The 25,793-nt window shown below is 65.3% G+C and carries 20 protein-coding genes and 6 tRNA genes; 17 read left to right on the plus strand and 9 right to left on the minus strand.

Annotated features, from left to right (window positions below; translation table 11 throughout):
* Window positions 1–139 precede the first annotated feature (139 nt).
* The 5 genes from lon to ABD017_RS14995 all read left to right on the plus strand — a co-directional run bounded on the left by lon (window position 140) and on the right by ABD017_RS14995 (window position 5,447).
* On the plus strand, window positions 140–2,623 hold the full coding sequence (lon, locus tag ABD017_RS14975; protein ID WP_343883579.1) for an endopeptidase La: 2,484 nt from the start codon (window positions 140–142) through the stop codon (window positions 2,621–2,623).
* A 301-nt stretch (window positions 2,624–2,924) separates the two neighbouring features.
* Complete coding sequence (locus ABD017_RS14980; RefSeq protein ID WP_007082749.1) at window positions 2,925–3,197, plus strand: HU family DNA-binding protein; 273 nt, start codon at window positions 2,925–2,927, stop codon at window positions 3,195–3,197.
* A gap of 19 nt (window positions 3,198–3,216) precedes the next feature.
* A tRNA-Val gene (locus tag ABD017_RS14985) sits at window positions 3,217–3,291 on the plus strand.
* A gap of 7 nt (window positions 3,292–3,298) precedes the next feature.
* Window positions 3,299–3,375, plus strand: a tRNA-Asp gene (locus tag ABD017_RS14990).
* 167 nt (window positions 3,376–3,542) lie between these two features.
* Complete coding sequence (locus ABD017_RS14995) at window positions 3,543–5,447, plus strand: SurA N-terminal domain-containing protein (RefSeq protein WP_343883580.1); 1,905 nt, start codon at window positions 3,543–3,545, stop codon at window positions 5,445–5,447.
* Window positions 5,448–5,587: 140 nt separating this feature from the next.
* Here the strand turns inward: ABD017_RS14995 and ABD017_RS15000 are convergent, their stop codons facing one another.
* Window positions 5,588–6,787 (minus strand): transglycosylase SLT domain-containing protein, encoded by a 1,200-nt coding sequence (locus tag ABD017_RS15000; protein ID WP_343883581.1) that lies wholly within the window; start codon window positions 6,785–6,787, stop codon window positions 5,588–5,590.
* On the minus strand, window positions 6,784–7,560 hold the full coding sequence (gloB, locus tag ABD017_RS15005) for a hydroxyacylglutathione hydrolase (protein ID WP_343883582.1): 777 nt from the start codon (window positions 7,558–7,560) through the stop codon (window positions 6,784–6,786). Before gloB ends, ABD017_RS15000 begins: the two co-directional genes overlap by 4 nt.
* A 187-nt stretch (window positions 7,561–7,747) precedes the next feature.
* On the opposite strand from gloB, the gene ABD017_RS15010 reads away from it, so the two are divergent.
* The 3 genes from ABD017_RS15010 to dnaQ are packed head-to-tail and all read left to right on the plus strand — an operon-like array spanning window position 7,748 to window position 9,620.
* Window positions 7,748–8,428: a methyltransferase domain-containing protein gene (locus ABD017_RS15010; RefSeq protein ID WP_343883583.1), complete on the plus strand. Its 681-nt coding sequence runs from the start codon at window positions 7,748–7,750 to the stop codon at window positions 8,426–8,428.
* A 23-nt stretch (window positions 8,429–8,451) separates the two neighbouring features.
* Window positions 8,452–8,895: a ribonuclease HI gene (gene rnhA / locus ABD017_RS15015; protein ID WP_343883584.1), complete on the plus strand. Its 444-nt coding sequence runs from the start codon at window positions 8,452–8,454 to the stop codon at window positions 8,893–8,895.
* Window positions 8,892–9,620: a DNA polymerase III subunit epsilon gene (gene dnaQ, locus ABD017_RS15020; RefSeq protein ID WP_343883585.1), complete on the plus strand. Its 729-nt coding sequence runs from the start codon at window positions 8,892–8,894 to the stop codon at window positions 9,618–9,620. Before rnhA ends, dnaQ begins: the two co-directional genes overlap by 4 nt.
* Before the next feature lie 3 nt (window positions 9,621–9,623).
* Here dnaQ and ABD017_RS15025 read toward each other — a convergent pair whose 3' ends face one another.
* The 3 genes from ABD017_RS15025 to ppsA form a co-directional block, all read right to left on the minus strand.
* Complete coding sequence (locus ABD017_RS15025; protein ID WP_343883586.1) at window positions 9,624–10,325, minus strand: PP2C family protein-serine/threonine phosphatase; 702 nt, start codon at window positions 10,323–10,325, stop codon at window positions 9,624–9,626.
* Between the two features lie 322 nt (window positions 10,326–10,647).
* Window positions 10,648–10,738: transfer RNA gene (locus ABD017_RS15030), tRNA-Ser, on the minus strand.
* A gap of 98 nt (window positions 10,739–10,836) precedes the next feature.
* A complete protein-coding gene (gene ppsA / locus ABD017_RS15035) occupies window positions 10,837–13,209 on the minus strand; it encodes a phosphoenolpyruvate synthase (protein WP_343883587.1) in 2,373 nt (790 codons plus the stop codon).
* 226 nt (window positions 13,210–13,435) lie between these two features.
* Between ppsA and ppsR the strand changes: the two genes are divergently transcribed.
* The gene (ppsR, locus tag ABD017_RS15040) at window positions 13,436–14,251 is read left to right on the plus strand and encodes a posphoenolpyruvate synthetase regulatory kinase/phosphorylase PpsR (protein ID WP_343883588.1); all 816 of its coding nucleotides are present in this window, start codon (window positions 13,436–13,438) and stop codon (window positions 14,249–14,251) included.
* A 22-nt stretch (window positions 14,252–14,273) separates the two neighbouring features.
* A complete protein-coding gene (locus ABD017_RS15045; RefSeq protein ID WP_343883589.1) occupies window positions 14,274–14,750 on the plus strand; it encodes a DUF1249 domain-containing protein in 477 nt (158 codons plus the stop codon).
* A gap of 71 nt (window positions 14,751–14,821) precedes the next feature.
* On the opposite strand, the gene ABD017_RS15050 is transcribed toward ABD017_RS15045, so the two are convergent.
* The 3 genes from ABD017_RS15050 to ABD017_RS15060 all read right to left on the minus strand — a co-directional run bounded on the left by ABD017_RS15050 (window position 14,822) and on the right by ABD017_RS15060 (window position 15,104).
* A tRNA-Asp gene (locus ABD017_RS15050) sits at window positions 14,822–14,898 on the minus strand.
* 45 nt (window positions 14,899–14,943) lie between these two features.
* A tRNA-Glu gene (locus ABD017_RS15055) sits at window positions 14,944–15,019 on the minus strand.
* Between the two features lie 9 nt (window positions 15,020–15,028).
* A tRNA-Ala gene (locus ABD017_RS15060) sits at window positions 15,029–15,104 on the minus strand.
* Between the two features lie 180 nt (window positions 15,105–15,284).
* Between ABD017_RS15060 and ABD017_RS15065 the strand changes: the two genes are divergently transcribed.
* The 5 genes from ABD017_RS15065 to ABD017_RS15085 all read left to right on the plus strand — a co-directional run bounded on the left by ABD017_RS15065 (window position 15,285) and on the right by ABD017_RS15085 (window position 20,253).
* Window positions 15,285–17,039 (plus strand): cation:proton antiporter, encoded by a 1,755-nt coding sequence (locus tag ABD017_RS15065; RefSeq protein ID WP_343883590.1) that lies wholly within the window; start codon window positions 15,285–15,287, stop codon window positions 17,037–17,039.
* Between the two features lie 180 nt (window positions 17,040–17,219).
* Window positions 17,220–17,966: an FKBP-type peptidyl-prolyl cis-trans isomerase N-terminal domain-containing protein gene (locus tag ABD017_RS15070; protein ID WP_343883591.1), complete on the plus strand. Its 747-nt coding sequence runs from the start codon at window positions 17,220–17,222 to the stop codon at window positions 17,964–17,966.
* Window positions 17,967–18,100: 134 nt separating this feature from the next.
* Window positions 18,101–19,444 carry a UDP-glucose dehydrogenase family protein gene (locus ABD017_RS15075; RefSeq protein WP_343883592.1) on the plus strand — a complete coding sequence of 448 codons (1,344 nt, stop codon included), beginning with the start codon at window positions 18,101–18,103 and terminating at the stop codon, window positions 19,442–19,444.
* The gene (locus tag ABD017_RS15080) at window positions 19,441–19,674 is read left to right on the plus strand and encodes a SlyX family protein (RefSeq protein WP_343883593.1); all 234 of its coding nucleotides are present in this window, start codon (window positions 19,441–19,443) and stop codon (window positions 19,672–19,674) included. The genes ABD017_RS15075 and ABD017_RS15080 overlap by 4 nt, the downstream gene beginning before the upstream one ends.
* Window positions 19,675–19,695: 21 nt before the next feature.
* Window positions 19,696–20,253: a DUF2058 domain-containing protein gene (locus ABD017_RS15085; RefSeq protein WP_343883594.1), complete on the plus strand. Its 558-nt coding sequence runs from the start codon at window positions 19,696–19,698 to the stop codon at window positions 20,251–20,253.
* A 42-nt stretch (window positions 20,254–20,295) separates the two neighbouring features.
* Here ABD017_RS15085 and ABD017_RS15090 read toward each other — a convergent pair whose 3' ends face one another.
* The gene (locus tag ABD017_RS15090; RefSeq protein ID WP_343883595.1) at window positions 20,296–22,374 is read right to left on the minus strand and encodes a 3-hydroxyacyl-CoA dehydrogenase NAD-binding domain-containing protein; all 2,079 of its coding nucleotides are present in this window, start codon (window positions 22,372–22,374) and stop codon (window positions 20,296–20,298) included.
* Between the two features lie 280 nt (window positions 22,375–22,654).
* Here ABD017_RS15090 and ABD017_RS15095 point away from each other — a divergent pair, with 280 nt between their 5' ends.
* Together ABD017_RS15095 and ABD017_RS15100 are read left to right on the plus strand one after the other, a co-directional pair.
* Entirely contained in the window at window positions 22,655–23,149 is a 495-nt protein-coding gene (locus tag ABD017_RS15095) for a mutator mutT family protein (protein ID WP_343883783.1), read from the plus strand.
* 10 nt (window positions 23,150–23,159) lie between these two features.
* Window positions 23,160–25,718: a GGDEF/EAL domain-containing response regulator gene (locus ABD017_RS15100; protein WP_343883596.1), complete on the plus strand. Its 2,559-nt coding sequence runs from the start codon at window positions 23,160–23,162 to the stop codon at window positions 25,716–25,718.
* The last annotated feature ends 75 nt before the right edge of the window (window positions 25,719–25,793 follow it).

Here is a 25,793-nt window from a genome sequence, read left to right on the forward strand (position 1 = left end):
GGTGAATACCGGGGCCGTTTTTTTTGGGCGCCGCGGCATGGAAACCTTGTGCAGCACGCCGGTTGCCTCCACTTGACGTGTCATGGGTCCCGGCGCAGTGTCGGGCCCGGTATGTCGATCCACCAGGAACTATTTTTCGATGGCCAAGACCGTCCGTAAAACCGAATTGATGGATGCGCTGCCCGTGTTGCCGTTGCGCGACGTCGTGGTGTATCCACACATGGTCATTCCCTTGTTTGTCGGCCGCGACAAATCGATGCGTGCGCTCGAGCGCGCGATGGAAGGCGAGCGCCAGATTCTGCTGGTGGCGCAGAAGAGCCCGGATATCGACGATCCGGAAGCCGCCGACCTGCACACGGTGGGCACGCTGGCAGGCGTGCTGCAATTGCTCAAGCTGCCCGATGGCACGGTCAAGGTGCTGGTCGAAGGCCAATCGCGGGTGTCCATCGAGGATTGCCGTGAGGCCAACGGTATGCTGGTGGCGCGCTCGCGTACGATCGAGCCTGTCTACAACGCCAAGGAGCGCGAGCTCGACGTGGTGTCGCGTACCTTGATCTCGTTGTTCGAGCAACTGGTCAAGCAGAGCCGCAAGCTTCCGCCGGAGGTGCTGGCCAGCCTGTCCGGCATCGAGGAACCGTCGCGCGTCGCCGATTCCATTGCCGCGCATCTTTCCGTCCGCATGGCCGACAAGCAGAAAGTGCTTGAAACCGCCGACGTGGCGCAGCGGCTGGAGTTGCTGATTGGCCTGGTCGACAGCGAGATGGATCTGCAGCAGGTGGAGAAGCGCATACGCGGGCGCGTCAAGACGCAGATGGAGAAGAGCCAGCGCGAGTACTACCTCAACGAGCAGATGAAAGCCATCCAGAAGGAGTTGGGTGACAACGACGAGGGCTCCAACGAGGTCGAGGAGCTGCAAAAGAAAATCGAGAACGCCGGCATGCCCAAGGCGGTGCTGACCAAGGCGCGCCAGGAGTTCGGCAAGCTGAAGCAGATGTCGCCGATGTCCGCGGAAGCGACCGTGGTGCGCAACTATCTCGACTGGCTGGTTGGCGTGCCGTGGAAGAAGCGCAGCAAGGTGCACAAGGATCTGCGCGTGGCGCAGGAGGTGCTCGACGCCGACCACTTCGGGCTGGAAAAGGTCAAGGACCGCATCCTGGAGTACCTGGCCGTGCAGCAGCGCGTCGCCACGATGAAAGGTCCGATCCTGTGCCTGGTGGGTCCGCCGGGCGTGGGCAAGACGTCGCTGGGCCAGTCGATCGCGAAGGCCACCAACCGCAAGTTCGTGCGGATGAGCCTGGGCGGCGTGCGCGACGAGGCTGAGATCCGCGGTCATCGACGGACCTACATCGGTTCCATGCCGGGTCGTATCGTGCAGAACCTGACCAAGGTCGCCACGCGCAATCCGCTGTTCATGCTGGACGAGATCGACAAGATGTCGATGGATTTCCGCGGCGACCCTTCGTCCGCCTTGCTCGAGGTGCTCGATCCGGAACAGAACCACGCCTTCAATGACCATTACCTGGAAGTCGATTTCGATCTGTCCGAGGTGATGTGGATCGCCACCGCCAACTCGCTGAACATCCCCGGCCCCTTGCTGGATCGCATGGAGGTCATTCGCATCCCGGGCTACACCGAGGATGAGAAGCTGGGCATCGCGCAACGGTATCTGCTTGCCAAGCAGTTGAAGGCCAACGGCCTCAAGCCCGAGGAATTGCGCGTGGACGAGGAGGCGTTGCGGGACATCGTGCGCTACTACACGCGCGAGTCCGGCGTGCGCAACCTCGAGCGGGAGATCTCGAAGATCTGCCGCAAGGTGGTCAAGGAACTGACCCTGGGCGAGGTCGCCAAGGCGAAGAAGGCGAAGACCAGGAGCGCAAAACCTTCGAAGAAGGCTGTCACCGGCGTCGAGGTAACATCGGCGAATCTGGATCATTACCTCGGCGTTCGCCGTTTCGATTTTGGCCGCAAGGAAGTCCAGAACGAAATCGGCCTGGTCACCGGTCTGGCCTGGACGCAGGTGGGCGGTGAGCTGCTCAGCATCGAGGCATCGATCGTTCCCGGCAAGGGGCGACTGGTAAACACCGGGCAGCTCGGTGACGTCATGAAGGAGTCGATCCAGGCCGCGCTTTCGGTGGTGCGCGCGCGTGTGGACCAGCTCGGCATCGACCCGGAGTTCCACCAGAAGCTCGACGTGCACATCCACGTACCGGAGGGCGCCACGCCCAAGGACGGCCCAAGTGCCGGTGTGGCGATGTGCACCGCCCTGGTCTCCGCGCTTACCAAGGTACCGGTGCGCTCGGAAGTGGCCATGACGGGCGAAATCACCTTGCGCGGGCGCGTTCTGCCGATCGGCGGGCTGAAGGAAAAACTGCTGGCTGCGCTTCGTGGCGGCATCACCACGGTGATCATTCCCGAAGACAACAAGAAGGATCTCGTCGACATGCCGGCCAACATCACCACGTCGCTGGATATCCATCCGGTGCGTTGGATCGACGAGGTGCTCGACATCGCGTTGGAGCGTCCGCTGCAACCCAGTCAGGCGACCGATGTGGAAGAGGCCCACGCGTCCAAGGAGGGCGCGCCGGTGGATGAGGCTGCGGAGGTCCATTCGCGGACACATTGAGTCGTCGGCCGGTCCCGGTGACTGGCGCTTGGCCCCCCGACATGGCGGCGGACGCATGCTGAATCGGCATCGTCCGCCGTTTGCTTTTCGCGCCGTTTCGTGTGCTGTATTTCCGCGAAAACGCTTGCCGTGACTTGTGTTGCGAAGTTTGGCGACGCACTGGTATAAAGGCGGAACCACCGATTTCATGCCCACCGCGGCGACCCCTGTTGCGACACGGCACCTGGCGCGAGCCAATCATCCACGCTGGCGTTGTTTCGTCGAAAACGAACCGCGCCTGACGAAAACTAGGAGTTTCTCAATGAATAAAACCGATCTGATCAACGCCATCGCCGAGAAGGCCGAACTGACCAAGGCCGATGCGACCCGCGCGCTCGAAGCGTTCTTCGAGACCGTGCAGAAGACGCTCAAGAGCGGCGAAGACGTCTCTGTCGTCGGATTCGGTACTTTCACCGTGCGTGCGCGTGCGGCTCGTACGGGTCGCAACCCGCGGACCAACGAAATGATCCAGATCCAGGCGTCGAAGGTGCCCGCGTTCAAGGCTGGCAAGACCCTGAAGGATGCCCTAAACTAAGCGGCTGACGCTTGGTCCCGGGTGCTTAGCTCAGCGGTAGAGCGTCGCCCTTACAAGGCGGTGGTCGTAGGTTCGATCCCTACAGCACCCACCAGAAATGCGGAGCGGTAGTTCAGCTGGTTAGAATGCTGGCCTGTCACGCCGGAGGTCGCGGGTTCGAGTCCCGTCCGCTCCGCCACAGTTCACAAGGGCGCCCGTGTGGCGCCCTTGTTTTTTGGCACAATGCTTCGTCCAGGCGGAGCCGGCCGCCAGGCGATGGGTGCTTGATGCCCTTGTGGCACGCGGGGACAGCCTGGCGTTCGCACCGCGCTCATGCGCCTACAACCACGTTGCGGGAAGATTCCAATGCTGCAGGCAATGCGTAACAAGATGCATGGATGGCCAGCCATCATCCTTCTGGGCATTTCCGTCTTCGCCATGTCGTTTTTCGGCATGGAAGGCTATCTGACGTCCGGCAACGACACGTCGGTGGCGAAGGTCGGCAAGCATGAGATCAGCCAGAACGACATGCAGGATCGGCTCAACCAGTTGCGGCAGCGCGCCAGCGCCGAACAGGGCGATCAGTTCGACACCAGCATCTTCGAGAAGCCGGAGATGAAGCTGCGTGTGCTCAATTCGATGATCGATCAGCAACTGTTGCTCCAGGCCAATGACGATCTGGGCCTGCGGGTATCCGATCAGGCCGTGCGTGACTACATCGCGTCCATCCCCGCGTTCCAGGTCGACGGCCATTTCGATCCGACGTCCTACAGCGCGGTACTGGCCAGCCAGCGCAAGACGCCGGAGATGTTCGAGAGCGAGGTGCGTTCCGATCTGGCCGTCCAATTGCTCCCTGCCGCGATCAACGCCAGCACCATCATTCCCGCCGCCGATGCCGAACGTTTCCTGGCATTGCGCATGCAGCGTCGCGACCTGCGCTATGTCCTGTTGCCGCGCCCGACGACCTCCGACACCAAGGTGACCGACGAGCAGATCGACGCCTACTACAAGGCGCATCTGGCCGACTACACCGATCCCGAGCGCGTTTCGGTGAAATACATCGAAGTGAACGGCGCGGACCTCGCTTCGGCATCGGCGCCCAGCGACGAGGAACTGCGCAAGCGCTACGCCGACGAGAAGCAGCGTTTCGTGCAGCCGGAGCAGCGCCTGGTTTCGCACATCCTGATCGACGTGCCGGCCAACGCCACGCCCGAGCAGCAGAAGGCCGCCCTGGCCAAGGCCAACGAGATTGCCGCCCGCGCGACGCCCGAGGATTTTGCCGATCTTGCCCGCAAGGATTCGCAGGACCTGGGTTCCAAGCGGCAGGGTGGCGACCTGGGCTGGCTGGAGCGTGGCGTGACCAATCCGGCATTCGAATCGGCCATGCTTGCCATGACGAAAGGCCAGATATCCAAGCCGGTGTTGTCGCCGGAGGGTTACCACATCATCTGGTTGCGCGACATTCGCAGCGGCGATGCCAAACCTTTCGAAGAGGTGCGCGACACGCTGGTGAAGGAAGCCACGGCGGCGGACAAGGACCGGCTGTACAACGACATCGCCGGCAAGCTTTCCGACAACACGTATCAGAACCCCTCCTCGCTGGAGCCGGCGTCCGAGGCCTTGAAGCTCCCCATCAAGGAAACGTCGCTGTTTTCCCGCGCTGGCGGCGAAGGCATCGCGGCCAACCCCAAGGTGGTTGCAGCGGCGTTTTCGGATGACGTGCTGGCGCAGGGGAACAATTCGGGCTTGATCGATCTGGGTGGCGATCACTCGGTGGTGATCCACGTCGACAAGCACCTGCCGTCGACGCCGCGACCGCTGGCCGACGTGCGCGACGACGTACGCAATCGCATCATCGATGAACGCGTGGCCGCTGATGCGAAGGCGCAGGCAGAGAGTCTGCTGGCGCGGTTGCAGAAGGGTGATTCGATGGAAGACGTGGCCGCTGCCTCGAAGCAGGACGTGACCACCGTCAAGGAGGCGTTGCGTGTCCAGGCCGACGTGCCGGCGCCGATCCGCGATCGCGCGTTCCTGTTGCCGCATCCCGCCGAGGGCAAGCCGCAGTACGCCGACGTCGACATGGGCAAGGGCGTCTACGCCTTGCTCGCGCTGGACAAGGTGCAGCCGGGCGACCTGTCCGGTGTGACCGCCGAGCAGCGTGAATCGCTACGCCAGCAGATGGCACAAGCCTACGGTTCCGAAGCGACGAGCGAGTTGATCGAGATCCTGCGGTCGCGAACCGAGATCAAGATCAACAAGGAACGCCTGTGATCTGATCGCGAAGCCTGATCGCCAGGTCGGGTGGAAAATTTGGATGGAAAGAGGCGGCCATCGGCCGCCTTTTTTCATGGTCGCGTTGCTCGGCATCTCCCACGGTCAGCGCGACCCATGGCCGTGCGGCCGCGCGCCGATCAGTGAATGCTGCCTATCTTCAACACCAGGCCGGGCTTGATCGATTGCCCGCGCAGATGGTTCCAGCGCTGCAGGTCGTCGACGCTGACAGCGTAGTGGCGGGCGATGCGCCAGAGGCTGTCGCCGGGGCGGACGGTATGGTGGCGCGGTGACGCGTGGCGCTTGGCCGCGGGTTCTTGGCCGCCGGCGTTACCCGGCGAGGTGGCTTGCGCGCGATCGGCGTCTGCGCTGGCGCCCGAGCTCTCGTTGACCAGCGCGGCGCGAAACTGTCGTGCATGCTTCGCAGGAAGCACCAGGTAAGAGGCCGCCTGGCCGTCGATGATGTCGCTGCGGAACGCCGCATTGAGGTGCTTGAAGCGATCGACCGACATGCCCGCGTGGCTGGCCGCTTTCGTGACCGAGAGGGATTGATCGACCGGTACCTTGACCAGTTGCCGTTCCGGCGCCAGCGTCGGCAAGGTCACGCCGAAACGGGCCGGTTCGCGTATCACGCAGGCAATGGCCAGCAGTTTGGAGAGGTGTTCGCGTGTACCGCGATGGACCGGAAGCGCTGGTATGGCCGGCAGGGCGGCGGGCGCGCCGTGCTTTTTCACCAGTTTGCGTACCGCGAATTCACCGGCGTTGAAAGCGTAATCGGCGAGCCGCCAGTCGTTGAATCGCTTGTGGTATCGCTGCAGCTGCTTCATCACCGCGTGCGTCGCCGCGGGTACGTCCAGGCGCCCGTCGTAGCTGTCGTCCACGCGCAGGCCCATGGCGCCTGCGGTGGCCGGCATGATTTGCCACATGCCGGCCGGCTGGTTGCGGCGGCGCTGCGGCACGGGTTGGTAGTGGCTTTCTATCCACGGCAGCAGCACGAACTCGCCGGCGACGTCGTACTGGGCGGCGACCTGTTGCACGTAGGAGAGGCGCGGCAACGCCGCGCTCAGCAGGCTCTCGAATCGCGCCGGATTGCGCGTATAGGTGCGTGCCCAGGCAGTGATCGCCGGATCGGCTGCGCAATCGGCCATCGCAAAACGGCTGCGCAACTGCTCCCATACGTCGGTTTGTGGTGGTGCCGCTGTTTCCGATGGCGGGAGCAGGCGGCTGCGATCGGCAGCGATCGGCGTGGTGACCACCGGGTGATGGGTTTTTTGCGAAGGGGCGGTGGCGCAGGCCGTCAGCACCAGGGTCAGCGTGACGGGAAGTAGCCGCCGATTCATGCGGCAAACGTGTTCTTGGCGTGGCGCAGGGTGGCAAAGCGCGCAACGCGGTCGCTGCCGCTGCCGTGACGGCCGCACCAGGCCGATACGTCGTCGCTGTCAACGCGCAGGAAGGGGTTGGTGGCCAGCTCGCTGGCGAGCGAGATCGGCACGGTGGCCAACCCCTGCGTCCTCAGCTGCTCCACCTCCTCCAGTCGGGCCGCGAGGGCGGTATTCGCCGGTTCGACCGTGTGCGCAAAACGCCCGTTGGCCTGGGTGTATTCGTGGCCGCAACACACCAGCATGTCCTCCGGCAATGCCGACAAACGGTCCAGCGACGCGAGCATCTGCGCGGGCGTGCCTTCGAACAAGCGGCCACATCCGAGACTGAACAAGGTGTCGCCGCAGAACATGATGCCCGCGCCGACGTAGGCGACATGGCTCAAGGTGTGGCCAGGAATCGCAATGACGTCGAACTCCACCCGGGGCGTCTCGAACGCGATGCGCTGGCCGTCGGCGACCGGGTGCGTGGTCGCGCCGATGCGCTGGTCATCGGGGGCGTAGACCGGCACGCCATTTTGCGCGGCCAGGGCGGCCGCCCCGCCGATATGGTCGAGATGGTGGTGCGTCAGCAAAATCGCGCGCAGCCGCAGGCTGTGGGCGGCCAATGCGTCTTCAACCACCGCCGCTTCGCCGGGGTCCACCACGAGGGCGTCGCCCGCGTCGTCGTGCAGGAGCCAGATGTAGTTGTCCGAAAGCGCCGGTATGGGGGTCAGATGCACGATGAACTCCACGGTGTTGGGTGATCCGGAACCGACGGGCGCAGCCTTCCGAAGCGGGAAACGCCCGACTATAAGGGGGCGGTGGCGTCCTCTCGTTAGCCTCCCGTTAAATGGCTTCCGCCGTTCAGTTGCGTCGAAGGCAATCGCCGCCGGCAGGGTGGCAGCAGCTACACTTCGATGAATGAGTCGGAACGTGCGCATGCTTCATCGCGATGAGCGGATCTACACCAGTGCGCCCCTGAGGCAGCTGGCCGATGAGCAGACGCGTGCGATGTTGCCGGATATGCAGCGCAGCGCCGGCGCCCGTGCGTTGTCGCTGGGCGTTTCGGCGGACAGCGAGACGCCCGCCTTGCCACTGATCGGCTGCTGGGTCCGGATGTGGATTGCCGCCGACGGTTATCACGGTGATGTCTGCGCCACCCCCGACGCGCCGCTGCCGTTCATGGACGAGGCCTTCGATGTGGTGCTGCTGCGCCATGCCGTGGAGGTTGTGGCCCAACCATCCATGTTGCTGGGCGAGGCCATGCGCGTGCTGGCGCCGGGCGGCGTGCTGGTATTGACCGGGGTGCATCCGCTGAGCGGCTGGGCGCCCTGGTTCTATTGGCGGACCCACGGGCTGCAAGTGTTGCGCTTCCCTAGCCAACTGGGCAAGCAACTGGAGCATCTCGGGCTGCAAGTGGAGCGGACCCGGCGAGTGGGGCGGGCCTGGCCTGGCGGCGCGGCCGTGCAAAGCGGCTCGTTCAACCCCTGCGGCGGAGGCTATGTACTGATGGCGCGGAAAAGGTGTCGCAGGGCGACCCCGTTGCGCATACTTCCCGCCCCGCTGCGCGTGGCCCGCGGAAGCCTTCCGGCCGGCACGCGGCGCAGCACGGTTTTCTGATTTCGACACCATGGCGAGCGACGATGAGTGACGTGGAAGCATTTACGGATGGTGCCTGCCTGGGCAATCCGGGGCCGGGCGGCTGGGCCGCACTGCTGCGGGCGAAAGGCGGCGAGCGCATGATCGCCGGCGGCGATCCGGCCACTACCAACAACCGCATGGAGCTGATGGCGGCGATCGGCGCGCTGGAAGCGCTGAAGCGGCCCTGCCGGGTCGTGCTCACCACCGATTCGCGCTACGTCATGCAGGGCATCGAGCAATGGATGCCGAAGTGGATCGCCAACGGCTGGCGCACCGCGGACAAGAAGCCGGTGAAGAACCAGGATCTGTGGCAGCGTTTGTCGACGGCGGCGGCGTCCCATCAGGTGCGCTGGCAATGGGTGCGTGGGCACAACGGCCATATGGAAAACGAACGGGTGGACCAGGCGGCACGCGAGCAGGCCGAACTGTTGCGGGTAAGCGCATGAGGCAGATCGTTCTCGATACCGAAACCACCGGCCTGGAAGTGCGCCAGGGTCATCGGCTGGTGGAAATCGCCTGCGTGGAGATGATCGAGCGCCGGCTTACCGGTCGCTATTACCAGACCTACCTCAACCCCGATCGCGCCATCGACGAAGGCGCGCGCATGGTCACCGGCATCGAGGACGCGTTCCTGCTGGACAAGCCGCGTTTCGAGGACGTGGCGGAGGAATTCCTGGCGTTCATCGATGGTGCCGAGCTGGTCATCCACAACGCCAGTTTCGACATCGGCTTTCTCGACGCGGAGCTGGCGCGCCTGGGGCCGCATGCCGGGCAGATCGGCGACCGTTGCAGCGTACTGGACACGCTGAAGCTGGCACGCGAGCGCTTTCCGGGGCAACGCAACAGCCTCGATGCGCTGTGCAAGCGGTTGGGCGTGGACAATTCGCGCCGCGACCTGCACGGCGGCCTGATCGACGCGCAACTGCTGGCCGATGTCTATCTGGCGATGACGTCGGGCCAGGTGGCGTTCGACCTGGGTTTCGAGGACGACATCGATACGCGCAGCACGACGGTGGCGGCGCCATTGGTGCTGCAGGCGCGGCCACGTGTGCTGCGGGCCTCGGCCGAGGAAGTGGTGCTGCACCAGGCCCGGCTCGATGCGCTGGACAAGAGTGCCGCCGACGGCAGCTTGTGGCGCAAGCTCGCATCGCAGGAGATCGAGCTGGCGTAGGAGTCAACTGATGCGGGCGAGGATCGCCGTGATGTTGTCGTTGCCGCCACCGTCGAGCGCGGCCAGCAGTAGCTGATCGACGCATTCCTGTGCAGCCAGGTCCGTGCGCGCCACCACCCGACCGATGGCGGCGTCGGTGAGGTCTTCGGTGAGCCCGTCGCTGCACAGCAGGAAGCCCGTACCGGGTAGGGCGGTGCCGCGGTTCATGCCGATATGCAGCACGTTGGCCGCCGTCACGCCCAGTGCCTGGGTCAACACGTTGCGCTGCGGATGCTGTGAAGCCTGTGCCGGGTCCAGCTGGCCGGCCTCCACCAGTGCCTGAACCAGCGAGTGGTCATGGCTGATCTGGCGCAGGCCCTGCCGCCACAGATAGATGCGGCTGTCGCCCACCCAGGCGGCCTCGTAGCTGTCGCCGACGATCCGCAACGCGGCAATGGTGGTACCCATGGGAAGCCGGTCGCCGTTGCCACGCGTATGCGCCAGCAATCGCTCCCCGGCACCCTGCACGGCTTCCACCAGGCCGTGCCCGCGCGTGACCAGATCGACCATGGCGTCGCGCACCAACGCCGAGGCCACCTCACCGTGCTGATGCCCACCCATGCCGTCGGCGACCAGGAACAGCCCCAGCGCGGCGTCGGCGTAGTAGGTGTCCTCGTTGCGCGTGCGCCGCAGGCCGACGTGGGTGGCGTGTCCGAATTCGATCATGGGTGTCTGGTCAAGCGAATGGGTGCAGCATGCCGGATGTGCGGATAAGGCGCAAAAGCGGGGCGGGCGAGGGAAAGTACGGCGTGTTTGCGGTGAAGTGTCCGAAACGCCGTTCGCTTCGCTTCGCTGCGGTGCCAGCCCGCGGCTGTCCGAATTCGCCCAGCGAATTCGTCGCTCGCGAAGGCAGGATGCCGTAGCGAACAGCGGCACAGCCGCTGGCCCGAAGGGCGAGGCGCAGGATGCGTCGAGCAACCGGGGGGAGTCGTCCACACCACTCTCCGCCAGATACGCAAAACGCCCCGAACGGGGCGCTTGGCGTATCTGGCGGAGAGGGAGGGATTCGAACCCTCGGTAGGCTATTCACCTACGCCTGATTTCGAGTCAGGTACATTCGACCACTCTGCCACCTCTCCATAAGGTTCGCGTGGTCTGCGCGAGCCGGCAAGTTTACGCGGTAGGTCTGGTGGAGACAAGCGTGGCGACGCGGTCGACCATGCCCGCGTCACCGCCTTCAAGCCGCCTTTTTCTTCGCCAGCCGCAACCAGGTATCGACCACCGTATCCGGGTTCAGCGACAGCGATTCGATCCCCTGTTCCATCAGCCACTCGGCAAGGTCGGGGTGGTCGCTGGGCCCCTGGCCGCAGATGCCGATGTACTTGCCCTTGCTGCGGGCGGTGCTGATCGCCATTGCCAGCAGTTTCTTCACCGCCGCGTCGCGCTCGTCGAACAGGCCGGCAACGATGGATGAATCGCGGTCCAGGCCCAAGGTGAGCTGGGTGAGGTCGTTGGAGCCGATCGAGAAGCCATCGAAGATGTCGAGAAACTCGTCGGCGAGCAGCGCATTGGATGGCACCTCGCACATCATGATGACCTTCAGGCCATGCTCGCCCTGGGCCAGCCCGTTGCGCCTCAGCACCTCGATCACCTTGCGGCCTTCGCCCAGGGTGCGCACGAACGGAATCATCACCCACACGTTGTCCAGGCCCATCGTCTCGCGCACATGCTTCACGGCCTTGCACTCCAGTGCGAAGGCTTCGGCGAAGCTGGGGTCGACGTAGCGGCTGGCGCCGCGGAAACCGATCATCGGGTTTTCCTCGTGCGGCTCGTAGCGCGTGCCGCCGATCAGGCCGGCGTATTCGTTCGACTTGAAATCGGACAGCCGCACGATCACCGGTTTCGGGTGAACCGAGGCGGCGATCGTGGCGATGCCTTCGGCGAGACGATCGACGTAGAACTCCACCGGCCCGGCATAACCGGCGATGCGCTCGTCAATCTTCGCCTTGGTCTCGGCATCCTGGCTGGCATATTCCAGCAGCGCCTTCGGATGCACGCCGATGTGGCTGGCGATGATCATTTCCAGCCGCGCCAGGCCGATGCCGGCGTTGGGCAGCATGCCGAAATCGAACGCGCGCTCGGGGTTGGCCACGTTCATCATGATCTTCAGCGGGGCTTCGGGCATGTCGCCCAGGTCCGCCGCGATGCGTTCGAACGGCAGGATGCCCTCGTAGATCGTGCCGGTGTCGCCTTCGGCGCAGGACACGGTGACGTCGGCGCCGTCGGGAACCAGTTCCAGCGCGTTGCCGGTGCCGACCACGGCCGGCACGCCCAGTTCGCGCGCGATGATCGCCGCATGGCAGGTGCGGCCGCCGCGGTTGGTGACGATCGCCGACGCACGCTTCATCACCGGCTCCCAATCCGGGTCGGTCATGTCCGCGATCAGCACGTCGCCGGGCTGTACCTTGTTCATGTCCGACAGCGAACGCACCACGCGCGCCTTGCCGGCGCCGATCTTCTGCCCGATCGAACGGCCTTCGGCCAGTACCTTGCCTTTCCCGCCCAGATGGAAACGCTCGAGCTGGGTGGCGTGCGCGCGCGATTTCACGGTTTCCGGGCGCGCCTGCACGATGTAGATCCTGCCGGTATGGCCATCCTTCGCCCATTCGATGTCCATCGGGCGGTCGTAGTGTTTCTCGATGATCAATGCCTGCCGCGCCAGCTCGTGCACGTCCTCGTCGCTGATGCAGAACCGGCCGCGCAGTTCGATCGGCGTGTCTTCGGTGCGCACGCGTTCGCCGGCGGCATCGGAATAGACCATGCGCAATTGCTTGGCGCCGAGGTTGCGCCGCAGGATGGCGGGCTTGCCCGCGTTCAACGTCGGCTTGAAGACGTAGAACTCGTCCGGATTGACCGCGCCCTGCACGACCATTTCGCCCAGGCCATAACTACCGGTGACAAACACCACGTCGCGAAAACCCGATTCCGTGTCCAGCGTAAACAGTACGCCGGACGCGCCCACGTCCGAACGCACCATCAACTGCACGCCGGCAGAGAGGAACACCTCCTCGTGCCTGAAACCCTGGTGCACGCGGTAGGCGATGGCGCGGTCGTTGTAGAGCGAGGCGAAGACTTCCTTGACCTTGTGCAACACGTCATCGATGCCGACCACATTGAGAAAGGTTTCCTGCTGGCCGGCGAACGAGGCGTCGGGAAGGTCCTCGGCGGTGGCCGACGAGCGCACCGCCACGGCGATATTGTCGGCGCCGGCATCCTTGCACAGCGTGTCATACGCATCGCGGATCGCCTGCTCCAGCTCGGTGGGCAGGGCGGTATCCACGATCCACTGGCGGATTTCCTTGCCGGCGGCCACCAGTGCATCCACGTCGTCGACGTCCAGCGCGGACAGCCGCTCCTGGATCCGCTTCGCCAGGCCGCTTTTCTCCAGGTATTGCTGGAAGGCATCGGCGGTGGTGGCGAAACCGCCCGGCACCGACACGCCGAGTCGGGACAGGTTGCCGATCATTTCGCCAAGCGAGGCATTCTTGCCGCCCACCCTGCCAAGGTCGGTCATGCGCAGCGCATCGAGCCAAAGCACCAGATCGTTCAAGGGGATCTCCTGAAGGCTTTCGTGTAACGAAGGGAAGGGTGCAAACTGACCAGGACGGTCGGCAAAGGAGTGGTATTGTCCGCTGCCGGTCACATGCAGCACAAGAAGACCATTGCCACTGATCCCCACTCCAACTGCATACCAGTCAGTGAAGATACAGTCGGTACAGTGGTTTGCTGACGATCTATGATGCCGACAAAGCGGCCGTGGCCAACCGGGAGCAGCCATGCAACGAGCGGTTTTCTTCATATCCGACTCCACTGGTATTACAGCGGAGACGATCGGCAACAGCATCCTGACCCAATTCGAAGGCGTGACATTCGAGAAGCACCGCCTGTCCTTCATCGATGATGCGCACAAGGCGGAGGCCGCCGCCGTGCGCATCAAGACGCAGTACGCGCAAAGCGGGCAGCGACCCATCGTGATCAACACGATGGCCGACCCTTCCTTGTGCGAGATCGTCGCCGCGAGCGGCGCCCTGATGATGGATGTGTTCGCGCCGTTCATCGGGACGCTGGAGGAGGAGCTGGGCGCCAAGCGTTCCGGCGCGGTCAATCGCGCGCATGGCATGGTGGACTACGGCAAGTACGAGGCGCGCATCAACGCGACCAACTATGCGTTGTCCCACGACGACGGCATCGATGTGGATTACGCCGACGCGGACCTGATCCTGGTGGGCGTGTCGCGCTCGGGCAAGACACCCACCTGCCTCTACATGGCCTTGCACTATGGCGTCAGCGCCGCCAATTATCCGCTGACCGATGACGACCTGGATCGACTGGAGTTGCCCTCGGCGTTGCACCGGTACAAGTCGCGCCTGTTCGGGCTCACCATCGAACCGACGCGGCTGGCGCAGATCCGCGAGCAGCGACGTCCGGGCAGCAAATATGCGACCTTGCAGCAATGCCGCTGGGAGCTCGACCGGGCCGCGCGGCTGATGCGCCAGGCCGACATCCCCAGCCTAAACACCACGCACGTGTCGATCGAGGAAATCGCCAGCAAGATCTTTTCCCGCTTCGGTATCGAGCGGACCATGTTTTGAACGCAGGAGTTTCGTGACAACGATGAGTGCCGTACTGGACAGCCGAACCAACTTGTTGCCGGGGCGCTTTGGCTTCCTGATGGGTCTTTATGCCGAAAATTACCATCGGCTGACGCGCCTGTTCGCGCCGCAGCAACTTGCGCCCGGGCGCTACCTGTCCGACGTCGACGATGGCCTGAACGTGCATCTCCATGTGCAGGAGTGCCATCCCTATACGCTGGAGCTGGAGCTCACCTACGACTTCGTCGATGCCCACACCGGCCATCGCTCGCCGTCGGCGCAGCTGCGCATGTACACCGACGCGCACGTGGCCGAGGCGATGCATTGCCATCCCGGCCGGCACCTGTGGCAGGTGCTCGGTCCGTTTGCGCCGGCGCATACGGTGTTCCAGCATCGCCTGCGCATGAACGGTTTCCTGTCACGCTGGCTGGAATACCTGGCCGAGCAGGGTCATTCGACCGGCACGCTGCAACGCGATCCGGCTGACACGGACGGCTGAGTGCGAAACTGTTGCGGGCAAGAATCGCGCGCAACAAAAAACCCGCGCAAGGCGGGTTTTCCGTGGTGTAGTGGCGGAGCGGACGGGACTCGAACCCGCGACCTCCGGCGTGACAGGCCAGCATTCTAACCAGCTGAACTACCGCTCCACATCTTGTCTTGCAGCTGTTGCGTTCCAGCGTTGCGAGCCAACCTGGCGTCCCCACGGGGATTCGAACCCCGGTCGCCACCGTGAAAGGGTGATGTCCTAGGCCTCTAGACGATGGGGACAATTCAAGTTGGTGGAGCCAGGCGGGATCGAACCGCCGACCTCCTGCATGCCATGCAGGCGCTCTCCCAGCTGAGCTATGGCCCCGCCGCTGGAAGCCCGAAAGAATAGGTCCGAGTGTCATATCCGTCAAGCATTTTTTTCACATCGGCGACGCATGCGAATCGCGTCCTGCCATTGGGCATCCGCTCTCATGTGTTGCCGCCGACAAACGACGGGCGGGCGTTCGTTTAAGCTGGGGAATCCGGCGAGCTTTGAAGGGCAGGCATGCACGAAATCGGCTTCATTCGCGACCTGGCCATGGTGATGATCGTGGCCGGCGCCACCACGGTCCTGTTCCAGCGGCTGCGGCAACCGGTGCTGCTGGGCTACATCCTGGCCGGCGTACTGATCGGCCCGCACACGCCGGGCGTGCTGGTGGCCGATCCGCGGGCGATCGAGGACATCTCAAACCTCGGTGTCGTGTTGTTGATGTTTACCCTGGGGCTGGAGTTCAGCGTGCGCAAGTTGCGCCGGGTGGGCGTGGGCGTTCTCGTGGTGGCGGTGGCCGAAGTGGGGTTGATGCTCTGGATCGGCTTCGGCATCGGTGAGCTGTTTGGCTGGAAAGGCATGGATTCGCTGTTCCTTGGCGCGATCATCTCGTTGTCGTCGACGATGGTCGCCACCCGCATGCTGTCCGAAGGAGGGCAGCGGCATCATCCTTTCGCGCAGCTGGTGGTGGGCCTGCTGGTGGCCGAGGACATGTTGGCGATCATCATGTTGACCCTGCTGACGGCGGTGGCCATCGGCGGCTCGGTGCAGGCGGAAACGGCGTTCACCCTGATCGGTCATCTGGGCCTGTTCGTGATCGTCGGAATGATCCTGGGCCTGCTGTTGCTGCCGCGGCTGGTGGATTACGTGGCCGGTTTCGGCCGCGACGAGACCTTGCTGGTCAGCGTGCTGGGGATCTGTTTCGGCGCCAGCCTGCTGGCGGCATGGATGGGTTTCAGCGTGGCCCTGGGCGCGTTCCTGGCCGGCGCGATCGTGGCCGAATCGCGCAGCGTCGCCAGCGTCATGCATCTGGTGGAGCCGTTGCGCGACATGTTCGCGGCGCTGTTTTTCGTGGCCATCGGTTTGAAGATCGACCCGACAATGCTGTTGCATTACGTGCTGCCGGCGCTGCTGATTGCCGGCGCCGTGATCCTGGGCAAGACGCTGGCCTGCAGCGTGGGCATCTTTGCCGTCGGCCACGACGCGCGTACCTCGCTGCGCGCCGGCCTGGGCATGGCGCAGATCGGCGAATTCTCCTTCGTCATCGCCACGCTGGGCTTGTCGCTGGGCGTGATCAGCAAGTTCATCTATCCGATTGCCGTGGCGGTGTCGGTGGTGTGCATGGCGGTTTCGCCGTACCTGAGTCGCTCGGCCGACAAACTCGCCAACGGGCTGACCCGGGTGACGCCGCGTCCGGTACGGCTGCTCGCCAGCAGCTACAACGGCTGGCTGGCCAACCTGAAACCGGTCAACGAGAACGCCGTGCTGGCGGCGATCTTTCGCCGGCTGCTGTGGCACATCGGCATCAACGTGCTGCTGGTGGTCACGCTCTTCATGCTGGGCGCGTACGTCAATGCGCATAACTGGGCGTGGTTCTCGATGATCGGCATCGGTCGCGACATGCGCCACACGCTGATCTGGGCCAGCGCCCTGTTCCTGTCGCTGCCGATGCTGATCGCGGTGTACCGCAAGGCCGAGGCACTGGGCATGCTGCTGGCCGAGATCGGCATTCGCGAGCGCTTTACCGGCGCCTATACGCAAGCGATGCGCAACGTGCTGGCGCGCATCATCCCGCTGGCGACCTTGCTGGCACTGGCGGTGCTGGTGAGCGCGCTGGGTTCGACCATCTTGCCCCCGCGGGGCGTGGCGCTGTCGCTGGCCCTGGTCGGCGTGGTGCTGGCGGTGGTGCTGTGGCGCAGCCTGGTGCAGATGCATGCGCGGCTGCAGGCGGCGCTGAGGGACACCCTCGACAAACCCGAGCGCATGCCATAGCCCCGTCGGCCCGCGCGACATGTGAAAGGGAAGTCACGCCCGGTGAACCTTTACCGTTGCCCACGGTCGGAGGTCTGCATCGTTGCCAAGACCGGGCGGGAACCGCACAATGCGTGGCCTGCCTCCATCGGGGAGGCCCGGATGGTGACGCCGGCATATTCCATGACGAGGGAGTTTCGAATGAAGCAATTTCTGCGTCCCACGCTGACCGCCGCTGCGCTGGTCGTCGCGTTGGGCATGACGTCGAGCGTGTTCGCTCAGGCTGCCACCGGCGCCGCCGGCACGGTCGACAAGGCCAAGGCCAGCTACGTGATCGGCTACCAGATGGGCGAGCAGGTACCGCCGATCATGCGCGACGAGCTGGATCCGACCGCCGTTGCCAACGCCGTCAAGGCGGCCATGCTCGGCCAGAAGCCGACCATGACCGATGCTGAGGCCAAGCAGGTCCATGATGCGTTCATGGCCAAGATCCAGGCCAAGTACAAGGTCGAAATGGACAAGCTCGGCGCCAAGAACAAGGCCGAAGGTGCCGCGTTCCTGGCCAAGAACAAGTCCAAGCCCGGCGTGAAGACGACGGCGTCCGGCCTGCAGTACGAAGTGATCAGCCAGGGCACCGGCCCGCGTCCGGGCCCGAACGATACGGTCGAGATCAACTACACCGGCAGCTTCATCGACGGCCAGGTGTTCGACGCCTCGTCCAAGCACAACCCGCCGGGCCCGGCCAAGATTCCGCTGGCTGGCGTGATCCCCGGTTTCCGCGAGGGCCTGCAGCTGATGCAGGTGGGCGGCCATTACAAGCTGTACATCCCCTCGACCCTGGCCTATGGCTCGGAGCCGCGTCCGCCGATGCCGCCGAACGCCACGTTGATCTTCGACGTGACGCTGGTCAAGACCGGCCCGACGCCGGCGGGTGCTTCGGGCGGCTGATCGTCCCTACGCTCCGGTAGCGTTACGGCAAAGGGCGCGAAGCGATTCGCGCCCTTTGCTTTTTCCTGACCGGCCGCAGGCGTCACGTCGCCGGTTAGAATAACTGGCTCGGTTTTCAGGGAATCAACCTTGCGATGAAAGTCACGATTTTTGGCACCGGCTATGTAGGCCTGGTTACAGGCGCCTGCCTCGCGGAAATGGGCAACCAGGTGATATGCGTCGATATCGACGCCTCGAAGGTCGAGCGGCTGAATCGCGGCGAGATCCCCATCTACGAGCCGGGCCTGGAACCCATCGTGCGGTCCAATCGCGCCGAAGGGCGCCTCGGTTTCACCACCGATGCGGTGGCCGCCGTGGCCCATGGCGAGATCATTTTCATCGCGGTGGGAACGCCGCCGGACGAGGACGGCAGCGCTGACCTCCAATACGTATTGAGCGTTGCCCGCACCATCGGCGCGCATCTCGACCGCTACGCGGTGGTGGTCAACAAATCCACCGTTCCCGTGGGTACCGCCGATCGCGTGCGCGCCACGATTTCGCAGGTATTGGAATCGCGCGGTCTTGAGGTGCCCTTCGACGTGGTGTCCAACCCCGAGTTCCTGAAGGAAGGCGCCGCAGTGGAGGATTGCCTGAAACCGGACCGCATCGTCGTCGGCGCTTCAAGCGAGCGTGCCGTGTCGATGTTGCGCCGCTTGTACGCGCCATTCAACCGCAGCCACGACCGGATGGTGGTGATGGATGAACGTTCGGCCGAGCTGACCAAGTACGCCGCCAACGCGATGCTGGCGACCAAGATCAGTTTCATGAACGAGATCGCCAATATCGCCGAACGGGTCGGTGCCGACGTGGAACTGGTGCGCCAGGGCATCGGCTCCGATCCCCGCATCGGTCACCATTTCATTTACCCGGGAGCGGGTTACGGCGGCTCGTGTTTCCCCAAGGATGTGCAGGCGCTGGAACGCACGGCACGCAGCCACGGCTACGACGCGCGCCTGCTGGCGGCGGTCGAGGCGGTCAACCACGATCAGAAGGCCAAGCTGTTCGAATTGATCTCCCGTCACTTCGATGGGCAGTTGGCGGGCAAGACGATCGCGCTGTGGGGCCTGGCCTTCAAGCCCAATACGGACGACATGCGCGAAGCACCCAGCCGACGGCTGATGGAGGCGTTGTGGCAGGCCGGCGCCAACGTTCGCGCGTTTGACCCGGAGGCACGGGCCGAAACGGCGCGCCAGTATGGCGAAAGGCACGATCTGGTCCTGTGCGAGCACGCCTATGACGCCCTGCAGGGAGCCGACGTGCTGGCCATCGTCACCGAATGGAAGATGTTTCGCAGCCCCGACTTTTCGCGTATCCGCAGCCTGCTGAAAACCCCGGCCATTTTCGACGGGCGCAACCTCTACGAGCCGGCGGCGGTGGAGGCGGCGGGGCTGGCGTATTACGGCATGGGTCGCGGCCGCAGCCTGCAGGTGGCGAAATGAGCAACGACCAAGCGGGCAGCGGCGGGCTGGAGCAGCGGCTGGCCGAGCTGGAAGTGCGGCTGACCTTCATCGACGACACCGTCGAGGCGCTTGCGGTGGCCGATGCCGACCAGTCGCAGCGCATCACCGCGCTGGAGCGTGCGGTGCGCGAGCTGCGCGGCGAGCTGATGTCCGTGCGGCTGGGCCAGGCGCCCGACCCGCACAGCGAACCGCCACCGCCGCACTATTGATACCGACCGAGATTTCCGACCATGGCCGATTCCCTGCGCGACCAGTTGCTGAAAAGCGGCATCGTCAAGCAAGTACGCGACGAAAAGCGCCCCGCCGTCCAGTCCGCAAGATCCGCACAGAAGGGGCGGTCGGCGAAGCCGCCGCGCCATCGTCCAGCGGCCGCCGACGCCGACGGCATCGATCTGGCGCGCGCCTATGCGATACGCGCGCAGACCGAAGCGGGCGAACGCAAGCGCGCCGAGCAGGAAGCGGCCGAACAGGCGCGCCTGCGGCGCGAATGCAAGCAGAAGATCCAGCATTTGCTGGCGGGAAACGCGCTCAACAAGCCTGAAGCCGATCAGCCGCGCAACTTTGAATATGGCGGCAAGATCCGGCGCATCTACGTCGATGCGGCCCAACTGGCGGCGCTCAATGCCGGCGAACTGGGGGTGGTGCAACAAGGCGGCCGATACGTGCTGGTGCGCCGGGAGATCGCCGAGCAGGTCGGGGCGATAGACGCAAGGCACCTGGCCCTGCTGGTCGATCCCGCCACGGCGGGCGTCGGCGACGATGGCGTCCCCGACGACCTGATGTGGTGACGCGATTCGGGCGTGGCCGGGGCAGCGCGCCGGCCGTGCACCTCAGGCGACGGGCGCGGAGGCGGCCGTTGCGCTGACAGCCAGGGCCGGGTTGTCCCACCCCTTCTTCGGCATGAAACGCTCGCCGTGGCGCTTCGCCAATTGCTCCAGCTTCTGCTTCAGGGTGTCCACGCCCTCGCTGCGGGCGTACTGGATCGGGCCGCCGCGGAACGGGGCAAAGCCGGTACCGAAGATCACGCCCGCATCGAGCAGGTCGGCATCGTCGACCACGCCTTCGTCGAGGCAGGCGATCGCCTCGTTCACCATCGGCAGGATCATGCGCTCCTGCACGTCTGGCGGGGTGACGTAGTCCGGGTCGATCTCGGGTTTCTGCGGTTTGCCGTCCTGCCAGACGTAGAGGCCCTGGCCGTCCTTCTTGCCGCGTTTGCCGGCGCCGAGCCGGTCGTCCAGGCCGGGCGGAAGTTCCAGCCCCAGGAACGGCGCCAGCTCCTTGCCGACCGACGCGCAGACATCAAGGCCGACCGTGTCGGCCAGTTCGATCGGCCCCATCGGCATGCCGAACTTCTTCGCTTCGCGATCCAGCACCGGACCGGGCACGCCCTCGGCATACATCCGCATGGATTCGAGCAGGTACGGCATCAGGATGCGATTGACCAGGAATCCCGGCGTGCCCTTTACCGCCACCGGCAATTTGCCGATCGCCTTGCAGAAGGCCAGCGCGCGCTTTTCGATGGCCGGATCGAGCCGGTCGTGACGCACCACTTCCACCAGCGGCATCTGCGCGACCGGGTTGAAGAAATGCAGGCCGAGGAAGCGCTGCGGCGCCGCCAGCCCCTCGCGCAGCTCGTTCAACGGAATGCTCGAGGTATTGCTGGCGAGGATTTCGTTGCCCTGGAACTGCGGCTCCATGGTGGCGTACAACGCGCGCTTGGCGTCGGCGTTCTCGTAGATGGCCTCGATCGCCAGATCGGCCTGCGCCACGCCACTGCCTTCCACGTCGGCGCGCAGGCGCTGCGCGGCCGCGGCGATTTTCTCCGGTGTCTTGAGCTTCTTTTCGTACAGCGCGCGCGCGCGGTCCAGCGCCGGCTGCACGTACTTCGTCTCGCGATCCTGCAGGCTTACCTGAAATCCCCGCAGTGCCGTCCACGCGGCGATGTCGCCACCCATCACGCCGGCGCCCACAACATGCACGTGTTCGATGCCGTGTTCGACGCCGCTGCCCTGGTTCTTCAGGCGCTCGCGCAGGAAAAAGATGCGGATGAGGTTTTGCGCTGTCGGCGTTTCTGCCAGCCTGGCGACGGAACGTGCCTCGAGCTTCAGGCGCTGGCGGATGTCCGGGCCGCCGCGTTTCCACACATCGATCAGCGCGAACGGCGCGGGGTAGTGCTCCTTGCGCACCTTGGCGGCGGTCTGCTTCAGCACCATGGGCGCCAACAGCTGGCGCACGGGCCACAGATTGCTGGCCCACGCCTTGGCGCGCCGCGCCAGCGGGCGTGGGGAGGGACGGCGCAGCATGTGGCGCGCTTCGGCCAGCAGTTCGCCGGCGCTGGCCAGGCGGTCGACCACGCCCAGGCTCAGGGCGCGCCGGGCCGACAGCGGTTTGCCGGTCAGCATCAGCGGCAAGGCATCGGTTGCCCCGATCAGCCGCGGCAGGCGCGCGGTGCCGCCCCAGCCGGGATGGATGCCCAGTTGCACCTCGGGCAGGGCGATGCGGGTGTTTTCGTCATCGGCGGCGATACGCTGGCGGCAGGCCAGGATCAGTTCGGTGCCGCCGCCCATGCAGGCGCCGTGCACGGCCGCCACCGTGGGGCAGGGCAGGCGCGCCAATGCTTCGAAAATCCGTTGGCCATGCTCGATGTTCTCCAGCACCGTGCCCTGGCGGGCGTAATCCTTGAACTCGGTGATGTCCGCGCCGACGGCAAAGCCCGCCGGCTTGGCGGAGTGGATGATCACCCCGGCCGGATTCTCGATCGCCAGCCGTTCGACGATTTGCCCCAGCTCGTCCAGCACGGCGCCGGAAATGGCGTTGACGCGGCTGTCGGCGCGGTCGAGGGCGAGGGTGACGATGCCGCTGTCGTCTTCGCTGGCTTTCCAATGATTGAAGCGCAATCCTTCGAACATGGGATATGCAGGCGTGGCTTGGGAATCTCGAACCTTACCGTTCCATCGCCGTGAATGCGAGACTCCGTATCCGCCGGTTAAGGTGTCGCCGGCCGGAGCGGGCGAGGGCGCCTGCAGGCCCGGCCAAGCGTTGATTTTCCGGCGCCGGACGCTGTCGGCACGGATCGACAAAAGTGCGTGCGCCGGCTGGGCGATGGCGTGCGCGCCGGGCTAGACTTGCCAGGGGCGTGGTCGCCGCGCCGACGGGGATATCAATGACGGGACGCACGCTGTGGGCACAATGATCTTGCCGCTGGATGCCGCATCGCCGCAGGCGGGCGCCGAGGTGTTCGAGCAGATCCTCGGGGCGTCCAGTGGCCTGGTGCTGCTGCAGAGCGACGATTGCCCGGGCCTGCTCGAACAATTCCGCTCGATCGCCCGCCACACCGGACAGGCGGTCTACCTGTGGCAGCCGGACACGGGCCTGGGCAGCATGCGCGATGCGCACGTGCGGGTTCCCGATTGCCAGCGACTGGGCAATGCGCTGCGCTTCATGCAGCAAAGCCTGCATTTCGGCGTGTACGTTCTGGTTGGCCTGGAGTTGCCGCTATCGGCGATGGACGACACCTTGCTGCGGCAACTGGCGCGCATGCCGCAAGGGCACCTGCGCCGCGTGGTGCTGGTGAACGCGCCGCCAGCGCTGGCCGACCACCTGGGCACGCTGGCGGTACATCTGCACAGCGACGACAGCTCGCCGCGGCGGCTGCGCCTTCGCGATGGCCGCTGGCTCCTGTGAGGGCTTGCGCATGACGGCCGGCGTCCTGATCGTCGCGGAGCAGCGCGAGCTGCGTCGCCTCGTCTTCGATGCGCTGGATCAGGCGGGCTACACGCAAATCTACAGCGCGCGCGACACCACGCATGCCGCCATCCTGCTGGAAGGGCGGCCGTCCTTGCAGTTGATGGTGGTCGTCATCAAGGGCGAGGGCGCGCAGGGCCGCGCCTGCTGCGAGCAGTTGCGCCAGTTGCCCGCCGCCCGCGACGTGCCGCTGATGGTGATAACGACCGACGAGGCGCCGTTTCACCCCGACCACTGGCCCACCGGGACGGTGGATTGGCTGCACGCCTCGCGTGTCGCCGCGGAACTGTTGCCGCGCTGGCGCCGGGCCAGCGCGCTGGCCGGCGCAACCCTGCCGGCGCTGCCGCAGGCGCCGCTGCCGGAGCCGGCCGGCGACCGGTATGCCTTCCAGGAAGACGACAGCGAGTGGCTGGTTGCCGAGCTGTCGGGCGCCTGCGCGCTGCTGGAAGTCAGTTCCGCCGTGATCCGGCATAGCCGCCTGCCGGCAAGCCACTGGAAGGGACGTCCGCTGTCACAGGTGCTTTGCTTCGAGGGCGTGACGATCGAGCAGGTGGTTGCCGAGGCCAATCGCCGCTGGTATCCCTGCCAGCGCCGTTCGGCCGAAGGCAGCGATACCGGGCAGGCGAACGCGCGGCTGGTACGCCACGATGGGCGCGATGCAGTGGCGCTGATTTTCCGCAGCGACCGCGCCGACATTCGCGCGGAGGCGGCGCTGTCGCTGCTGTCGCGCATGTTTGCCTCGGCCAATGGCGTCGACGCGCAGACGGCGGCGGCACGTCTGCTGTTCGACGAACTCGGCCTCGACTACCTCGCGGTCTGGTCGTTGCCATCGGGCAACCCCGGCATTCCGGTGCAGCAACTGCAGCTGTGGAACGGCCCGGAACCCAGCTGGCCACCGCCGGCGGCGCAACCCTCGCTGGCGCAGGTATTGGCCGGCGGTACGGTGGCGTACCGCCACGACGCGCGGAACCAGGAGAACGACGATCCGCTGGTGCAGGTGCTGGGCCTGGCCGATTTCGCCGGCATGCCGCTGTACGACGAACGGCATACCGTGCTGGGCGCCATGCTGGCCGGCAGCCGCCGTGGCTTTGGCCCGGCGGGGATCATCGAGCCCGTGCTGCACTGCGCCGCGGCGCGGTTCGCGCAGATGCTGGAGCTGGGCCGCACCCGCGAGCAGGGCCGCAGCGAAGGCCTGCTCGACGCGCTTACCGGGCTTCCCAACCGGTTGCTGTTCAACGACCGGCTCGAAACCATCATCCGCGAGGCGGTTCGCAACGGCGAATGCTTCGCCGTGCTGTTCGTGGACCTGGATCGGTTCAAGGCGGTCAACGACAGCTACGGCCACGCGGCCGGCGATGCCGTGTTGCGTTCGGTGGCGAGGCGCCTGTGCGGCAGCGTGCGCGCTTCCGATACGGTGGCGCGCTATGCCGGCGACGAGTTCACCGTGGTGCTGCGTCACATCGTGAAGAACGACGACGTGCTGCGCGTGGCGGAGAAGATCGTGCAGGTCATGGAGACGCCGCTGTATCTCGACGACGGCACCGAGCTGCAGATCACCGTTTCGATGGGCGTGAGCTTCTTCCCCGACGATGCCAGCGACGCCGAAACCCTGCTCAAGCACGCCGACGAAGCGATGTACGCGGCCAAGCACCTGGGGCGCAACAACTTCCAGATCTACGAGGTCAGCCCGGAATACGCGCAAGAGCACGGCATGGCGCTGAAGACGCGCCTGCGCCATGCCGAGGGCAACGGCGAGTTGCGCGTGGTCTACCAGCCGCAGGTGAACACCGAGACCGAGGACATCGTGGGCATGGAGGCGCTGCTGCGCTGGGAGCACCCGGAGCTGGGCACCATCAGTCCCGCCGTCTTCATTCCGCTGGCGGAGGAAACGGGCCTGATCGTGTCGATCGGCGAGTGGGTGATGCGCACCGCCTGTCGCCAGGCGCGCGAGTGGGAGGAGCGCTACGGCCTGCGCCTGCGCCTGGGCGTCAACCTCTCCGCGGTGCAGCTGATGGAGCCGCACCTGCTCGACACGGTGGCGAAAGTGCTGACGGATACCGGGCTCGATCCCGACCTGCTGGAGATGGAAGTCACCGAAAGCATCAGCATCAAGGAAGCACCGAACCTGCTGGAGAACCTGCACGGCCTGCATGAGCTGGGTTGCCATATCGCCATCGACGATTTCGGTACCGGGGCCGCCTCGCTCGACTACCTGCGGCGCCTGCCCGCGGACCGTATCAAGATCGACCAGAGTTTCGTGCGCAATATCGGCGTCGATCCCGACGACGAGGCGATCGTGCGTGCCACCATCGAAATGGCGCACCGGCTCAAGCGCGCCGTGGTGGCCGAGGGCGTGGAGATCGAACAGCACCTGGAATTCCTGCGCGCGCACGGCTGCGACGAGTTGCAGGGCTATCTTTTCTGCCGGCCGGCCACGCCGGTGAGTTTCGGCAACCTGCTGGCCGAGCGGCAGCGGCTGTTGAGCGCCCGGGCGGCCGAACCGGCCTGAACATCGGCCAAAGCGCGTCCAACGTTTTTTCCACAATCGGCCCGGCGCGCGACATTACACTGTGCGGCGCGCAGG

It is taken from the genome of Rhodanobacter caeni (genome assembly GCF_039523575.1).
Classification (GTDB): Bacteria; Pseudomonadota; Gammaproteobacteria; order Xanthomonadales; family Rhodanobacteraceae; genus Rhodanobacter; species Rhodanobacter caeni.

Excerpts from the sequence above, each read along its gene's own strand:
- ABD017_RS15095 (WP_343883783.1), top strand. The coding sequence starts at position 22,655 with ATGATCTTGCCGCTGGATGCCGCATCGCCGCAGGCGGGCGCCGAGGTG.
- ABD017_RS15025 (WP_343883586.1), bottom strand. The coding sequence starts at position 10,325 with ATGATCGAATTCGGACACGCCACCCACGTCGGCCTGCGGCGCACGCGC.
- ABD017_RS15070 (WP_343883591.1), top strand. The coding sequence starts at position 17,220 with ATGAAGCAATTTCTGCGTCCCACGCTGACCGCCGCTGCGCTGGTCGTC.
- ABD017_RS15065 (WP_343883590.1), top strand. The coding sequence starts at position 15,285 with ATGCACGAAATCGGCTTCATTCGCGACCTGGCCATGGTGATGATCGTG.
- dnaQ (WP_343883585.1), top strand. The coding sequence starts at position 8,892 with ATGAGGCAGATCGTTCTCGATACCGAAACCACCGGCCTGGAAGTGCGC.
- ABD017_RS15100 (WP_343883596.1), top strand. The coding sequence starts at position 23,160 with ATGACGGCCGGCGTCCTGATCGTCGCGGAGCAGCGCGAGCTGCGTCGC.
- ABD017_RS15090 (WP_343883595.1), bottom strand. The coding sequence starts at position 22,374 with ATGTTCGAAGGATTGCGCTTCAATCATTGGAAAGCCAGCGAAGACGAC.
- ABD017_RS15085 (WP_343883594.1), top strand. The coding sequence starts at position 19,696 with ATGGCCGATTCCCTGCGCGACCAGTTGCTGAAAAGCGGCATCGTCAAG.
- ABD017_RS15010 (WP_343883583.1), top strand. The coding sequence starts at position 7,748 with ATGCTTCATCGCGATGAGCGGATCTACACCAGTGCGCCCCTGAGGCAG.
- lon (WP_343883579.1), top strand. The coding sequence starts at position 140 with ATGGCCAAGACCGTCCGTAAAACCGAATTGATGGATGCGCTGCCCGTG.
- ABD017_RS15045 (WP_343883589.1), top strand. The coding sequence starts at position 14,274 with ATGAGTGCCGTACTGGACAGCCGAACCAACTTGTTGCCGGGGCGCTTT.
- ABD017_RS14980 (WP_007082749.1), top strand. The coding sequence starts at position 2,925 with ATGAATAAAACCGATCTGATCAACGCCATCGCCGAGAAGGCCGAACTG.
- ABD017_RS15000 (WP_343883581.1), bottom strand. The coding sequence starts at position 6,787 with ATGAATCGGCGGCTACTTCCCGTCACGCTGACCCTGGTGCTGACGGCC.
- ABD017_RS14995 (WP_343883580.1), top strand. The coding sequence starts at position 3,543 with ATGCTGCAGGCAATGCGTAACAAGATGCATGGATGGCCAGCCATCATC.
- ppsR (WP_343883588.1), top strand. The coding sequence starts at position 13,436 with ATGCAACGAGCGGTTTTCTTCATATCCGACTCCACTGGTATTACAGCG.
- ABD017_RS15075 (WP_343883592.1), top strand. The coding sequence starts at position 18,101 with ATGAAAGTCACGATTTTTGGCACCGGCTATGTAGGCCTGGTTACAGGC.
- ABD017_RS15080 (WP_343883593.1), top strand. The coding sequence starts at position 19,441 with ATGAGCAACGACCAAGCGGGCAGCGGCGGGCTGGAGCAGCGGCTGGCC.
- rnhA (WP_343883584.1), top strand. The coding sequence starts at position 8,452 with ATGAGTGACGTGGAAGCATTTACGGATGGTGCCTGCCTGGGCAATCCG.